Source organism: Arthrobacter oryzae, assembly GCF_003634095.1.
Taxonomy (GTDB): Bacteria; Actinomycetota; Actinomycetes; order Actinomycetales; family Micrococcaceae; genus Arthrobacter; species Arthrobacter oryzae.
Genome location: NZ_RBIR01000002.1, coordinates 222,407 through 235,987, shown reverse-complemented (window position 1 = coordinate 235,987; position 13,581 = coordinate 222,407). Strand labels below are relative to the sequence as shown.

The window sequence follows — 13,581 nt, the reverse complement described above, 5'->3', positions numbered from 1 at the left end:
CGGCCCTTTCCCTAGGGCTTGAACACCTCAGCCGTCACCAGCACAGAAGCCGGTGCCCGTCCGTTGGACGGGCACCGGCTTCTGTCTTTTTAGGCCGCCGCTAGCGCGTCAGGCCGCCGAGCAGGCCGGGGTCCGCGTAGTCAAACCCCATGGACTCGAGCCGCTGCCCGAAAACGGCGCCGAGGGCCGCGTGGCCCTGCCGGTTCAGGTGGACCCCGTCCGCCATCGAGCCCGTGAGGTTGTAGCGGGTGAGCCAGTCGCCCGCGCTGACGAACGGCAGTCCGTGCCGGGCCGCCACCGTCCCAAGAAGCGTATCCACCTCGCTCCGGCGTCCTCCGCCGTTGCGTGCGCCGCGCGCGAGCGTGCCCACCATGAGCACCCGGGCCGCGGGGTAGCGCTGCTCGATGCTGGTGATCAGCCGATCTGCGTTGGCTGCGATCTGCGCGTCCGAGGCGCCGCGGCCGGCGTCGTTCCCGCCTCCTTCGATGACCACGAGGGAAGGGGTGCCGTAGGGGAGTTTCCAGTCGCCGTGCTGGAGCGCGTCAATGTAGTTCCCGGTTTTGCCGTTCGACGCCACATACCCGGTGCCGCCCCGGCCGCAGAAGAAGACCTTGTACCCGGCCGCCGCCAGTCCCTGCCTGGTCCACCCGTAGGACGGTTCCGACTGCGAGTCGCCGATCAGTACGGCCATGTTGGCGGTGTCCTTGACAATCACCTCACTGCGGCCGTTGATGGGGTTACGGTAGACGGCGCCGCCAGGCAGGGCGGCGGGGTCGACGTCGGAACCGATCCTCGTGTTGGCGGCGGGCCCTGCGGCGACTGGAACACCGGCGCCGTTGGCCGCCGCACTTCCCGTTGCCGCCTTGCCGGCGTTGAACGGCCCAGCATAAATGCCCGCGCCTGACGCGGGTGTTGAAGAAGGTGCCTGCCCGCAGCCGCCAAGAACCACGCCTAGGGCGATCATCGTTGCGACAAAGCAGGACGTTGCCGAGGCGTTGCGCATAAATGTCTCCGGGCTTGCTCGCTGTTATCAGGGCAATGATGGTGCACGTGCGCCAGAAAATCCAGTGACTTTACTCACATGTGATAATCCGCTTCCGCGTGTCTTTCGGGCGCCGGCGGCGCCGGGAAGGCCTGCGCCCAGTCCATCAGGGTTTGGCATTTTAGGCCAATAAATGACCTAGCGCTTAGAATGGATGAAGGTGCCCTGTGCCAAAGGGGCGTAACCGTCGTGCGTTCCGGTTGGAAATGTCGCGATACCACAGCTGACTTCACCACTGAATCGAGCAATAACGCATGTCTGAAACCACCACCAACACCGCGGTAGCCACTGCATCGCGCAGTGACCTGCGCAACGTCGCGATCGTGGCCCACGTTGACCACGGCAAGACCACTCTGGTCGACGCCATGCTCAAGCAGACCAACTCCTTTGCCGAGCACAACCACCTCGAAGACCGTGTCATGGACTCCGGTGACCTGGAACGCGAAAAGGGCATCACCATCCTGGCCAAGAACACCACGGTGGCCTACAACGGCCCGTCCTCCAAGGGCGAGACCATCACCATCAACGTGATCGACACCCCCGGCCACGCCGACTTCGGTGGCGAGGTGGAGCGCGGCCTGTCCATGGTCGACGGCGTCGTCCTCCTCGTCGACGCATCTGAGGGCCCGCTGCCCCAGACCCGTTTCGTGCTCCGTAAGGCTCTCGCCGCACACCTGCCGGTGATCCTCCTCGTCAACAAGACCGACCGCCCCGACGCGCGGATCGAAGAAGTTGTCCACGAGTCCATGGACCTGCTCCTGGGCCTCGCCTCCGACCTCGCGGACGAAGTTCCGGACCTGGACCTGGACAAGATCCTCAACGTTCCGGTCGTTTACGCCGCCGCCAAGGTCGGCCGCGCTTCCCTCGAGCAGCCCGCCGACGGCACCGCCCCGGAGAACGAGGACCTCGAGCCGCTCTTCAACGCCATCATTGAGCACATCCCGGCTCCGACCTACAACCCGGACGGTGTCCTGCAGGCGCACGTCACCAACCTGGACGCCTCGCCGTTCCTCGGCCGCCTTGCACTGCTGCGCATCTACAACGGCACCCTGCGCAAGGGCCAGACCGTGGCCTGGGCGCGCGCCAACGGCGAAATGAAGAACGTCAAGATCACCGAGCTGCTGGCCACCAAGGCCCTGGACCGCGTTCCGGCCGAGTCCGCCGGACCGGGCGAGATCGTCGCCGTCGCCGGCATCGACGAAATCACCATCGGCGAGACCCTGACCGACGTCGACAACCCGCAGCCGCTGCCGCTGATCACCGTTGACGACCCCGCCATCTCCATGACCATCGGTATCAACACCTCGCCGCTGGCCGGCCGGGTCAAGGGCGCCAAGGTCACGGCCCGCCAGGTCAAGGACCGCCTGGACAAGGAACTGATCGGTAACGTCTCCATCAAGGTGCTCCCGACCGAGCGTCCTGACGCCTGGGAAGTCCAGGGCCGTGGCGAGCTCGCGCTGGCCATCCTGGTCGAGCAGATGCGTCGCGAAGGCTTCGAGCTCACCGTGGGCAAGCCGCAGGTTGTCACCAAGACGGTCGACGGCAAGGTCCACGAGCCGATGGAGCACATGACCATCGACGTGCCGGAAGAATACCTCGGCGCCGTCACCCAGCTCATGGCAGCCCGCAAGGGCCGCATGACGAACATGGCCAACCACGGTACCGGCTGGTGCCGCATGGAATTCATCGTTCCGGCCCGTGGCCTGATCGGTTTCCGCACCAAGTTCCTCACGGACACCCGTGGCGCCGGCATCGCCGCCTCGATCTCTGAGGGCTACGAGCCGTGGGCCGGCCCCATCGAGTACCGCACCAACGGTTCGATGATCGCCGACCGCGCCGGTGTGGTGACCCCGTTCGCCATGATCAACCTGCAGGAGCGCGGCTCCTTCTTCGTCAAGCCCACGTCCGAGGTTTACGAAGGCATGATCGTGGGCGAGAACTCCCGCGCCGACGACATGGACGTCAACATCACCAAGGAAAAGAAGCTCACCAACATGCGTGCCGCTTCCTCCGACACCTTCGAGAACCTGACGCCCCCGCGCGACCTGACCCTCGAAGAGTCCCTCGAATTCGCCCGCGAAGACGAGTGTGTTGAGGTCACCCCGGATTCCATCCGGATCCGGAAGCTCATCCTGGACGTCAACCAGCGCGCCAAGTCCAACCGGGCCCGCGCCAAGGTCTGATCCCGGTCCCCGGGCTTCGGCTGAAACGTGAATAGGAGAGCTGCCGGTACGGCAGGCGGCATTGCCGCCGCCGTGCCGGCAGCTCTTTTTGTTGCCTTGGCCGGCACGGCCCTGCACCGGCGCGATCTGGTTCTGGGCGGCGCGCAGATTCCCTGGGGTGCCGCAGCGGCACTGCTCCTGCTGGGCTCGGCCGAACTGTGGCTCGGGGCGGCATTCCGGTCCGTGATCCCGACGGCGGTCTGCGGGGTCCTCTGCTATGCGCTCACCGGCTGGTTGTCCACGCTGGAAACAGGCAAGCGGCTGGTGATCGGTGACGCCGCGGGCAATATCTGGGTCTTCGGCATCGGAGTCGTCACCCTGGTAATGCTCCTCTGGTGCCGCCGGTACCGGCCGCCCACAGAATAAAGCGTTCGCGGCCCCCGTGCGCGGGTGGCGTGCTGTCGGGTGTCCCGTCCCCGCAGTCCTCCAGTTCTCCACATAGCGCGGGACCTGACTTCCAGGCCGCGGTGGAGGGCTCCACCATAGGAGCATGGCCAACATCATCGAGGTGCTCTCCAAATACGACGGCGTTGCGCGCGCCAAGCATATTGCCGCGGCAGGAGTCTCCGATTTCCAGCTCAAATCAGCCATGGCCGCAGGCGCCGTGTCCCGGGTATCCCGCGGAGTCTATGCCTTGCCCGGCGCCGACGCGCAGCTGATCTCGATACGCTCGCTTCCAGCAGAGCCGGCCTGCATTACAGCCGCCCAATTCGGTGGGCTGTGGGTGCTCGAAGCACCGGACCATCCACACGTTGCCTTGACCCACAGCAGGACTTATCAGGGCTTCGTCTGTCACAGGAGTTCCACCCCGCCGGGGCTCCTGGACACCGTCATCCAATGCCTGCGCTGCTTACCGGAACCGGCAGGGCTGATCATTGCCGAGTCCGCAGTCGTTCTCAAGGGACTGGAGTTGGCATCCTTACGCCGGCGGCTGAATGGACGGAAGGACGCGCGCGAACGCCGGATCGTGTCGGGAATTGTCCCGCAGTCGCAGTCAGTGATCGAATGCCTGGCGCGATTTCTTCTGCGGCGTGCCGGTTTCCACGTCGAATCGCAGGTCAACATCCCCGGCATGGGGCACATGGATCTCATGGTCGACGGACGCCTCGGCATAGAGACAGACGGGGCCGCGTTCCACATGGACAGGGTGAGCTTCGAGGAAGACCGGCGGCGCTGGAATGTCACAACCCGCAAGGGAATCCCGACCCTGATCGTGAGCTATCAGCTGCTCAGGGACCATCCCGAGGAATTCATCACCATGGTCCGTGGAACTCTGAACAGGCTGTCTGCCGCCGCCTAGATTTACTGAGCCAGCAGGTTGGTGCCACCCGGGTGATGGCTCAATACGGTGATGGCTCAATACATAGAGCCGTATGTGATTTCTCCCTTCTGCGTGCCGGGGCCATGCGCCTTCGAATGCCCTGCCGAAACGGCCACGTGCATAGTCGCGTAGATTCACCAATGAGCATGTCCCTTGCTGCCTGCAATAACCAGTGGACATGTCCCGCGCTGGCCGTCGTCGATGGACAAGGCGCCCAAGTGTCCATTGGCGGCAACCTGGGGAGAGCATGTCCATCGGTTACGGCCGATCAGGGCGGGCATGCCCATTTGCCAGGGCGCGAGATGAGCATGTCCATCGGCTGTGGCAGTGAGAGGGAACATGTCCATTGCTTGTGCGCCGGGGAGGGCATGTCCAGTGGTTGCCACGGCTGCGGCTGGAGATGTTCTCAGCTGGTCAGCAGGGGAGGGCATCTCCAGTGGTTGCCACGGCAGCGGCTGGAGATGTTCCCAGCTGGTCAGCAAGGGAGAGCATGTCCATTGGTGACGGCCGATAGGGGAGGGCATGTCCATTCATCACAGACCAGCTCCGGGTGCGAGATGGCCATGTCCAATGCTCGGGGCGAGGGGAGGGCATGTCCGGGGGAGTTTGGCCCGTGCCGGGACGGCGCGCCCGCCGCTCCAGGGATCGTCGCGGGCTTATGGGCCCGGCACCCGTGGGGCGCGGCGGGGCGGGGCCGGCGGGACTTCCTTGGCCGCCACGACGAGCGGGAAGGCGATGACGACGTCGGAGCGCCGGGTGCGGACGGTGCACGCGCCGTCGGCACGGTGAACGAGCTCGCCAAGCGCGTCCGTCAGGCCGCCGTCGATCCGGTACCGGACCACAACGCGGGTGCCGAGCGGGGCACCGGAAAGGAACTGCAAGGGCAGGGGCAATGGCGAGCTCACCAGAACATAGTAAGACGCGGACCGTGTGTGACGCCCCGCTAGGTTCGCGGGAACAGGCTGGGAGATAATAGGCTCAGAAGTCAGCAGCCGGGCTTAGGGCCTGGAAATCATCCGGCCGGTCGCCGGAACCAACGTGGAGAGGCCAGGGACGTGACGTACGTAATCGCGCAGCCGTGTGTAGATGTCAAAGACAAGGCATGTATTGAAGAGTGCCCCGTCGACTGCATTTACGAGGGTGAGCGCTCCCTGTACATCCACCCCGACGAGTGCGTGGACTGCGGTGCCTGCGAGCCGGTCTGCCCCGTCGAGGCGATTTACTACGAGGACGACACCCCCGAAGAGTGGGCCGACTACTACAAGGCGAACGTGGAGTTTTTCGACGAACTCGGCTCCCCGGGCGGGGCCGCGAAGGTTGGCAACACTCATACCGACCACCCCATGATCGCTGCCCTGCCGCCGCAGAACCAAGACAACTAGGGCGGCCCTTCGGTGACATCCGTGGTGCGCACGTTCGGCCTGAGCTTGCCCGACTACCCGTGGGAGGCCATGGCGCCGTATCTCGCCACGGCAGCCCGGCACCCGGCGGGCGCCGTCAACCTTTCCATCGGGACCCCGGTGGACCCGACGCCGGTCCTCATCCAGGACGCGCTGCGCGCCGCGGCTGACGCCCCCGGCTACCCCACGGTCCACGGGACGCCGGCACTCCGGGAGGCGATCGCCGGCTGGTTTGCGCGGCGGCGCGGTGTGCCCGGGCTGGATCCGCAAAACGTGATGCCGACCGTGGGTTCCAAGGAGCTCGTCGCCTGGCTGCCGTTCCTGCTCGGCCTGAGGGCCGGCGACGTCGTGGTCCGCCCCACGGTCGCCTATCCCACCTACGACATCGGCGCCACCTTCGCCGGTGCGGAGCAGATCGCCGCCGATGACCTTGACGAGCTCGACGCCGCCACCCGGGCCCGCGTGCGCCTCATCTGGGTCAATTCGCCGGCCAACCCCACTGGCAGTGTCCGGGACATCGCGTCGCTGCAGCGGATCGTGCGGCAGGCCCGCGAGATCGGCGCCGTCGTCGCGTCCGACGAATGTTACGCCGAACTCGGCTGGGGGGAGTGGGACGTCCAGCGCGGCGGCGCCCCGGTCCCCAGCATCCTGGATCCCCGGGTCGCCGACGGCTCCCACGAGGGCCTGCTCGCCGTCTATTCGCTCAGCAAACAGTCCAACGTGGCCGGCTACAGGGCGGCATTCGTCGCCGGCGATCCGGCAATCATGGCGAACCTGGTCAACAGCCGTAAGCACGCCGGCATGATCGTTCCCTATCCGGTGCAGGAAGCCATGCGCGTCGCGCTCGGCGACGACGCCCACGTCCAGGCGCAGAAAGACCTCTACCGGAGCCGGCGGGAGCGGATCGTGCCCGCCCTGGAGGGCTTCGGCCTGACGATCCACGAGTCCCGGGCGGGACTCTACCTTTGGGCCACGGCCGGCGAGGCGACGTGGGACACGGTTGGCAGGCTCGCGGACCGCGGAATCGTGGTCGGCCCCGGCGTGTTCTACGGTGACGCCGGCAACGGATTCGTGCGGGTGGCGCTCACCGCAACCGACGAGAGGATCGACGCCGCCGTGGCGCGGCTGGACGCGGGAGCGTAACAATGCTGTGACGCGTGCCACATGTGGCGTGTTTTCGGTGCCGCGGAGGCCTCCCGGATTAGTGCCACCCGCGAAGTGAAGGTACTTTTTAACTGACGATCAATGGTGGCTTTCCACAAGAAGGCAGCGCAGCCTTTGGAAATCCTGTCCGCACAGGATCCGCGGGCAGCTTCACCAGATGTTGGACCAGCTTTCGACAGAGGCCCCGATGCCTCATGAGGAGACTCCATGACTGAAACCACCAGCGCAACCCTGCGTCATGCCGGCGGCGAACTCGAACTCCCGCGCATCAAGGTTGTAGAAGGAAACGAAGGCTACGACGTTTCCAAGCTGCTGAAGCAGACCGGCGCCGTCGCCTTCGACCCCGGTTTCATGAACACCGCGGCCACCACCTCGGCCATCACCTACATCGACGGTGACGCCGGCATCCTGCGCTACCGCGGGTACCCGATCGAGCAGCTGGCGCAGCACTCGAGCTTCCTGGAAGTCTCCTACCTGCTGATCTACGGAAACCTTCCGACGCCCACGGAGCTGGAGTCCTTCGACCAGCGGATCCGCCACCACACCCTGCTGCACGAAGAGCTCAAGGGCTTCTTCAGCGGCTTCCCGCGTGACGCCCACCCGATGCCCGTGCTTTCCTCGGCCGTGTCTGCGCTCTCGACGTTCTACCAGGACTCGCTGGACCCGTTCAACGCCGAGCAGGTGGAGGTGTCCACCATCCGCCTCATGGCCAAGATGCCGGTCATCGCCGCGTACGCCCACAAGAAGTCGATCGGGCAGCCCATGCTGTACCCGGACAATTCGATGAACCTGGTGGAGAACTTCCTGCGCCTGAGCTTCGGCCTGCCGGCCGAGCAGTACGAAGTCGACCCCGTGGTCGCGAAGGCCCTGGACCTGCTCCTGATCCTGCACGCGGACCACGAGCAGAACTGCTCCACGTCCACGGTGCGCCTGGTGGGCTCCTCGAACGCCAACCTCTTCGCGTCCGTCTCCGCCGGCATCAATGCCCTCTTCGGACCCGCCCACGGCGGCGCCAACGAGGCTGTGCTGAAGATGCTGCGCCAGATCCAGGCCGACGGCATCAAGCCGGAGGACTACATGGAGAAGGTCAAGAACAAGGAAGACGGCGTCCGCCTTATGGGCTTCGGGCACCGGGTCTACAAGAACTACGACCCCCGCGCCAAGATCATCAAGGCCACTGCCCACGAGGTCCTGAGCAAGCTCGGCGGCAATGACGAGCTCCTCGACATCGCCATGCGCCTTGAAGAGAAGGCCCTGGGCGATGACTACTTCATCCAGCGCAAGCTCTACCCCAACGTGGACTTCTACACCGGCCTGATTTACAAGGCCATGGGCTTCCCCGAAAAGATGTTCACCGTGCTGTTTGCCATCGGACGCCTGCCGGGCTGGATCGCCCAGTGGCGCGAGATGATCAGCGACCCCAACACCAAGATCGGCCGCCCGCGCCAGCTTTACGTAGGCGAACCGGAACGCAACTACCCGGCGCTGTAAGGCGCGCGCAGGGGCGGCACCTGCCGTCCCCGGCAACAACGCACGGCAACAATGCAGGGCAACAACGACGCCGGCCGCGCACCTTCGCTGAGGTGCGCGGCCGGCGTCGTACTGGGGGAGCGACGCCGGCTGTGACCCCTGCCACGCTGCCGGTCGTCCCCGGTGTGCCCCCGGACGGCAGCGGCACGGACGTGCTAAAAAAGACCAGTGCCTAAATTTGTCGACGCCGTAATCCGGCGCCAGGAAATAGTTGACGCGGTGTTCCGGATCATTGCCACGGACGGTCTTGAGCGGGCTTCCCTGCGGGAAGTCGCGGATGAGGCCCAGCTGGCCGTCGGCTCGGTGCGGCACTATTTCGCCAGCAGCGACGAGTTGCTGTGCCACGCGTTCGCCGTCGCAGTGGACCGGATCGTCGGCCGTCTTACGGTGGCGGACTCCCGGCTGGCTGACCTGCCGACAGGGGCGGCGGAGCACCACAGTGCCGTATTGGCGCTGCTGGCAGAATTTCTTCCGCTGGACGAGGACCGCGCCGTGGACGCCTGTGTCTGGATGGCCTTCAAGAACGCGGCGCGGACAAAGCCGTTCCTGACCTCGGAGGCCGACCGAAGCCATCGCGCCGTGGCCGCAATCGTCGGCGGCCTCATTTTGGGCGTTGCCGGAACCGCCTCTGCAACCGCTGCGGCTGACGACGCGGCCGCCGGAGTTGACCAGCAGGTGCTGGTCACGGAAGCTGAGCTGCTGCTGGCCGTCTTGGACGGGCTCACGATGCACGCGCTGCTGCAGCCGGAATGGATGACGGCCCAGATGTGCCGCGACGTGCTCGAGGCCCATCTGGAGGGCTTGAATCGCCGGCTGCCGGGCCGGGTGGCGAGCCGTTAACGTGCGATAACAACAGGAATAGACTGAGATAGTACTTCTTGCCAAGGGAGGCAATTGGATGCACCACACCGGCGGACCTGGCTGGCGGATCACGATGGATACTTCTGGTCCCATGCTCATCGCCCTTTACGTTCGTGACGCAGCCGGTCTGGACTCCGCGGGGCATCCGGCACTGTGCCACGCGGCGCCGAAGATCCGCGCGTCGGACCATACCCATCTGATCGCCGAGGCCGGCGGCCCCGCCGCGCTCAAGACCGAGTGGGAGGCATGGTGGGAGCAGCTGCTCAAGGCGCACCCGGAAATGTCGCCCGAGCTTACCCCGCCGGGCTTTGGCACGTTCAGCAATTCACCGGCGCTGCGGCGTGTGCTGCAGGCGCACTTTGGGGCCGCGCTGACGTGGGCCCGGGAACGCCGCGCGGAATACGTGGCCATGGAAGCGGAGCGGGAAGCCAACAGCAACAACGAGCTCTTGGCCGACATGGTGGAGGACCGGCTGCTTGAGGTGGGCCGGGCCGCCAGGGATTTCAGCCTGACGATCATCGAGCTGCCGCTGGCGGAGCCGCGGGCCTGGTACCTCGAGCCCGACAAGATCATCATGAGCCACGAGCTCCTGTCCCAGCCCGAACTTTTCCGCAGCTACGTCCAGCCGGTGGTCGACCTGCTCGTCTGAGCCGGGTCCTGCCCTGGCAACCTGCCTGGTGCAATGCGGGGTCACCTACGGCCCGTCCCGAGGGGAATTACGGGCTGTAGGTGACCCCGCGTTGCACTCTGTTGCTAGGTCCCGGGCGTGGCGGCGACGGTGACCCTGACCTGGCCGGCCGGAACCTGTGCCGGCTGCCAGCCGTCGCGGGACTGCCGGTTCCAGGCGCGGCCGTCGACCTCGACGCTGGTGATGGCGAGTGCCTTGGCGTTGGCCACGGCCCACTGCCCTACAGCCCAGGCCTCGGTGCCTTGTGCGTCCACCACCAGCGTCCTGCCGGCGGCGGACGTCCCGACATTGCCGAGCGCCGTGGTCAGCTCGTCGGCGACGACGGCAGGGTCCCCGGCGGCGTCGGGGGAGCGCAGCGAGCAGTCCAGTCCCGCGGCCGTCTGTCCGCTCAAGGCAGAGGCAAACGCGCGCGCCATTCCCTCATGCTGGGCATAAGCGCCGGGGTACGCCGAGTGCTGGACCTGCTGCGCGGCGTCGGTGATGTCCAGTGACTGGTACCCGGCGATCTCCACGAGCGCATCGTAGAACGCATTGCTGGCGTGGTACGGGTCCATCACCTGCGCAGCTGTGCCCCAGCCCTGGGAGGGCCGCTGCTGGAACAGCCCCCGCGAGTCCGGGCCCGCCTGGTCCCCGTGGCCGATGTTGCGCAGCTTGGATTCCTGCATCGAGGTGGCCAGCGCGATGCTGGCGGCGCGGGCGGGAAGCCCGCGGCGGACCGCCACGGCCGTGATCAGGGACGCGTTGGCGGCCTGGTCCGGGGCGAGGTCGTCGCCGCTGCTGCCCACGGCGGTGCAGCGCTCGGTGATCAACGTTTCCGAGCGCTGCAGGAAAGCCACCGCGGTGTAGATCGCGCCCGCGACCATCGCAAGGGTCAGCAGAAGGACGATCCGGCGTCGCCAGCTCCCTCTTCGTGCCACGAAAATAACTCCTCAGGCCCTAGTGGGCTGCATCATTGGCTGCGTCTTCGAAGGGGCGGCCCCCTCGGGACGGCCTACGCCGCCCGCCATACGGTACCAGCCGGTGCGGTCAGTTGGCGTGCAGGTCCGCGTTGAGCTCCACGGTCTGGCCCTTGCGGGGGAGTGCCTCGACCGTGCCGGTGGTGGAATTGCGGCGGAAGAGCAGGTTCGGAACCCCGGAAAGCTCGATGGCCTTGACCACCCGGCTGGTGTCTTCGCCTTCGGCGTCCCGGGGGCTAACGACACGGACGCGCGTTCCGGCGGTGACGTACAGCCCGGCCTCCACCACGGAATCATCGCCCAGGCTGATGCCCACGCCCGAGTTGGCGCCCAGGAGAACCCGTTCGCCGATCGCGATCTGCTCCTTGCCGCCGCCGGAGAGGGTGCCCATGATCGAGGCGCCGCCGCCGACGTCGGAGCCGTCACCGGTGACGACGCCGGCCGAGATCCGGCCCTCGACCATGGAGGTGCCCAGCGTTCCGGCATTGAAGTTCACGAAGCCCTCGTGCATGACCGTGGTGCCCTCGGCCAGGTGGGCGCCCAGCCGGACCCGGTCGGCGTCGGCGATCCGGACTCCGGAGGGGATCACGTAGTCCACCATGCGCGGGAACTTGTCCACGCCGAAGACGGTGACCGCGCCGCGCTTGCGCAGGCGTGCACGGGTGAGCTCGAAGTCCTCCACCGCTGCGGGGCCGAAGTTGGTCCACACCACGTTGGGAAGCTTGCCGAAGATCCCGTCAAGGTTGATGGTGTTGGGCTGCACGAGCCGGTGGGAAAGCAGGTGCAGGCGAAGGTAGGCGTCCGCCGTGTCCGCGGGTGCTTCGTCGAGGTTGATCTGGGCGAAGATGACCTTCTGCTCCGTGCCCCGGTCCGCGTCTGCGCCATTGGCGGCGATCTCCATCAGCGACTGGTCCGCGTTCTCCACATCACGCAGGTTCTGCGCCGCAACGCCGAGTGCCGGAGCCGGAAACCATACATCCAGGACTGTGGCGGCACCGTTGCGGATGGACACGGTGGCCACCCCGAAGCCATAGGCAGAACGAGCGTCAGAACGGGCGTCGGCGGGCACAGCGGAAGCAGCAGTTTCAGTCATGCGCCAAGTCTAACGAGAGGGTCCGTGCGCGCTGAAACTCATGACAGCCCGAGTGGCTCGCCGCCGGCCGTGTGACGCGCGAAAACGGTCCCTGCCGGGAGCCGGCTGGAAGGGCGCGGTGAACGGATAAAGTGGGACGGTGACCGCCACGAACCCCCGCACCCCTGCCAGCAATCCCGTACGGGCCGCCGTCCACCTGGACCTCCGCAAGGACGTTGCCCTGCTGACGGCCGCTCTGATCGACATCAACAGCGTCTCCGGCAACGAAAAAGTGCTGGCCGACGCCGTTGAGCATGCCCTCCGCCGGCTGCCGCAGCTGGAGCTGGTCCGCGACGGCGATTCGATCATCGCCCGCACCAACCTCGGCCGCGCCGAACGCGTGATCCTGGCCGGCCATCTGGACACGGTGCCCCTGCCCGTCACCGAGGGCTCGCTCGGGACCGTGCCGTCTTACTGGCCCTCCGGGGCCCCGGGGGAGGGCATTCTCTACGGCCGCGGCGCCACCGACATGAAGGGCGGCGTCGCCGTGCAGCTGGCGCTGGCAGCGACCATGTTCGACGCCGGGGCCGAACCGGACAAGGACGTCACGTTCGTCTTTTACGACCATGAGGAAGTCGAAGCCGTGAAGAGCGGCCTGGGCCGGCTGGTGCGCAATCACGGGTCCATGCTCGGCGGAGACTTCGCGATCCTGCTCGAGCCGACCGACGGGACAGTGGAGGGCGGCTGCAACGGCACCATCCGCTTCGAGGCCACGACGCGCGGGGAAGCGGCCCACTCGGCCCGGGCCTGGATGGGCAGCAACGCCATCCATGCCGCGGCTCCCATTTTGGCCCGGCTCGCCGCGTATGAGCCGCAGACCGTGGCCGTGGACGGCCTCGACTACCGGGAAAGCCTCAATGCCGTGAAGATCCACGGCGGCACGGCCGGAAACGTCATCCCCGACGCGTGCGTGGTCGAAATCAACTACCGGTTCGCGCCGGACAAGTCCCCGGACGCGGCCGAGGCCGTGGTGCGCGAGCTGCTGGACGGGTTCGACGTCGTCCGCACGGACAGCGCCGCCGGGGCCCGGCCGGGACTGACCCACCCCGCCGCAGCATCGTTCGTGGCCGCCGTCGGTGCTGAGCCGAAGCCCAAGTACGGCTGGACCGACGTCGCACGGTTCAGCGAGCTGGGCATCCCCGCGGTGAACTTCGGCCCCGGCGACGCGCTGCTGGCGCACAAGGACAACGAGCACGTTGAAGCGGACGCGATCCGGGAATGCCTCAGGGCTCTCCGGACCTGGCTCGGCGCCTAAGGCGCCTAGG

General features: G+C 66.7%; 13 protein-coding genes. 9 read left to right on the top strand and 4 right to left on the bottom strand.

Translation table 11 applies throughout. The features are described from left to right. Window positions 1–100: 100 nt before the first annotated feature. On the bottom strand, window positions 101–1,003 hold the full coding sequence (locus tag C8D78_RS05390) for an SGNH/GDSL hydrolase family protein (protein ID WP_120950936.1): 903 nt from the start codon (window positions 1,001–1,003) through the stop codon (window positions 101–103). A 293-nt stretch (window positions 1,004–1,296) separates the two neighbouring features. Between C8D78_RS05390 and typA the strand changes: the two genes are divergently transcribed. The 3 genes from typA to C8D78_RS05375 all read left to right on the top strand — a co-directional run bounded on the left by typA (window position 1,297) and on the right by C8D78_RS05375 (window position 4,564). After that, a complete protein-coding gene (typA, locus tag C8D78_RS05385; protein WP_120950934.1) occupies window positions 1,297–3,225 on the top strand; it encodes a translational GTPase TypA in 1,929 nt (642 codons plus the stop codon). Window positions 3,226–3,252: 27 nt separating this feature from the next. Beyond that, window positions 3,253–3,630, top strand: coding sequence for a hypothetical protein (locus tag C8D78_RS05380; protein WP_244208267.1), 378 nt, complete (start codon window positions 3,253–3,255; stop codon window positions 3,628–3,630). Window positions 3,631–3,754: 124 nt separating this feature from the next. Then, entirely contained in the window at window positions 3,755–4,564 is an 810-nt protein-coding gene (locus C8D78_RS05375) for a type IV toxin-antitoxin system AbiEi family antitoxin domain-containing protein (RefSeq protein WP_120950930.1), read from the top strand. Window positions 4,565–5,241: 677 nt separating this feature from the next. On the opposite strand, the gene C8D78_RS05370 is transcribed toward C8D78_RS05375, so the two are convergent. Next, entirely contained in the window at window positions 5,242–5,490 is a 249-nt protein-coding gene (locus C8D78_RS05370; RefSeq protein WP_244208266.1) for a putative acetyltransferase, read from the bottom strand. Between the two features lie 150 nt (window positions 5,491–5,640). On the opposite strand from C8D78_RS05370, the gene fdxA reads away from it, so the two are divergent. From fdxA to C8D78_RS05345, 5 genes are all read left to right on the top strand, one after another. Then, complete coding sequence (gene fdxA, locus C8D78_RS05365; protein WP_026266493.1) at window positions 5,641–5,967, top strand: ferredoxin; 327 nt, start codon at window positions 5,641–5,643, stop codon at window positions 5,965–5,967. 12 nt (window positions 5,968–5,979) lie between these two features. Further along, window positions 5,980–7,128, top strand: coding sequence for a succinyldiaminopimelate transaminase (gene dapC / locus C8D78_RS05360; protein ID WP_120950928.1), 1,149 nt, complete (start codon window positions 5,980–5,982; stop codon window positions 7,126–7,128). Between the two features lie 228 nt (window positions 7,129–7,356). Beyond that, window positions 7,357–8,640, top strand: a complete 1,284-nt coding sequence (locus C8D78_RS05355; protein ID WP_120950926.1) for a citrate synthase — start codon at window positions 7,357–7,359, stop codon at window positions 8,638–8,640. 207 nt (window positions 8,641–8,847) lie between these two features. Next, window positions 8,848–9,519 carry a TetR/AcrR family transcriptional regulator gene (locus C8D78_RS05350; RefSeq protein WP_120950924.1) on the top strand — a complete coding sequence of 224 codons (672 nt, stop codon included), beginning with the start codon at window positions 8,848–8,850 and terminating at the stop codon, window positions 9,517–9,519. Between the two features lie 58 nt (window positions 9,520–9,577). Further along, on the top strand, window positions 9,578–10,189 hold the full coding sequence (locus C8D78_RS05345; RefSeq protein ID WP_120950922.1) for a hypothetical protein: 612 nt from the start codon (window positions 9,578–9,580) through the stop codon (window positions 10,187–10,189). A gap of 104 nt (window positions 10,190–10,293) precedes the next feature. On the opposite strand, the gene C8D78_RS05340 is transcribed toward C8D78_RS05345, so the two are convergent. Beyond that, window positions 10,294–11,145, bottom strand: a complete 852-nt coding sequence (locus C8D78_RS05340) for a hypothetical protein (protein ID WP_425266675.1) — start codon at window positions 11,143–11,145, stop codon at window positions 10,294–10,296. Between the two features lie 109 nt (window positions 11,146–11,254). Next, on the bottom strand, window positions 11,255–12,277 hold the full coding sequence (dapD, locus tag C8D78_RS05335; protein WP_120950918.1) for a 2,3,4,5-tetrahydropyridine-2,6-dicarboxylate N-succinyltransferase: 1,023 nt from the start codon (window positions 12,275–12,277) through the stop codon (window positions 11,255–11,257). A gap of 139 nt (window positions 12,278–12,416) precedes the next feature. Here dapD and dapE point away from each other — a divergent pair, with 139 nt between their 5' ends. Further along, on the top strand, window positions 12,417–13,571 hold the full coding sequence (dapE, locus tag C8D78_RS05330; RefSeq protein WP_208641882.1) for a succinyl-diaminopimelate desuccinylase: 1,155 nt from the start codon (window positions 12,417–12,419) through the stop codon (window positions 13,569–13,571). The last annotated feature ends 10 nt before the right edge of the window (window positions 13,572–13,581 follow it).

Coding starts and splice junctions, on each gene's coding strand:
- C8D78_RS05390 (WP_120950936.1), bottom strand. CDS start 1,003: ATGCGCAACGCCTCGGCAACGTCCTGCTTTGTCGCAACGATGATCGCC.
- typA (WP_120950934.1), top strand. CDS start 1,297: ATGTCTGAAACCACCACCAACACCGCGGTAGCCACTGCATCGCGCAGT.
- C8D78_RS05375 (WP_120950930.1), top strand. CDS start 3,755: ATGGCCAACATCATCGAGGTGCTCTCCAAATACGACGGCGTTGCGCGC.
- C8D78_RS05355 (WP_120950926.1), top strand. CDS start 7,357: ATGACTGAAACCACCAGCGCAACCCTGCGTCATGCCGGCGGCGAACTC.
- C8D78_RS05345 (WP_120950922.1), top strand. CDS start 9,578: ATGCACCACACCGGCGGACCTGGCTGGCGGATCACGATGGATACTTCT.
- dapD (WP_120950918.1), bottom strand. CDS start 12,277: ATGACTGAAACTGCTGCTTCCGCTGTGCCCGCCGACGCCCGTTCTGAC.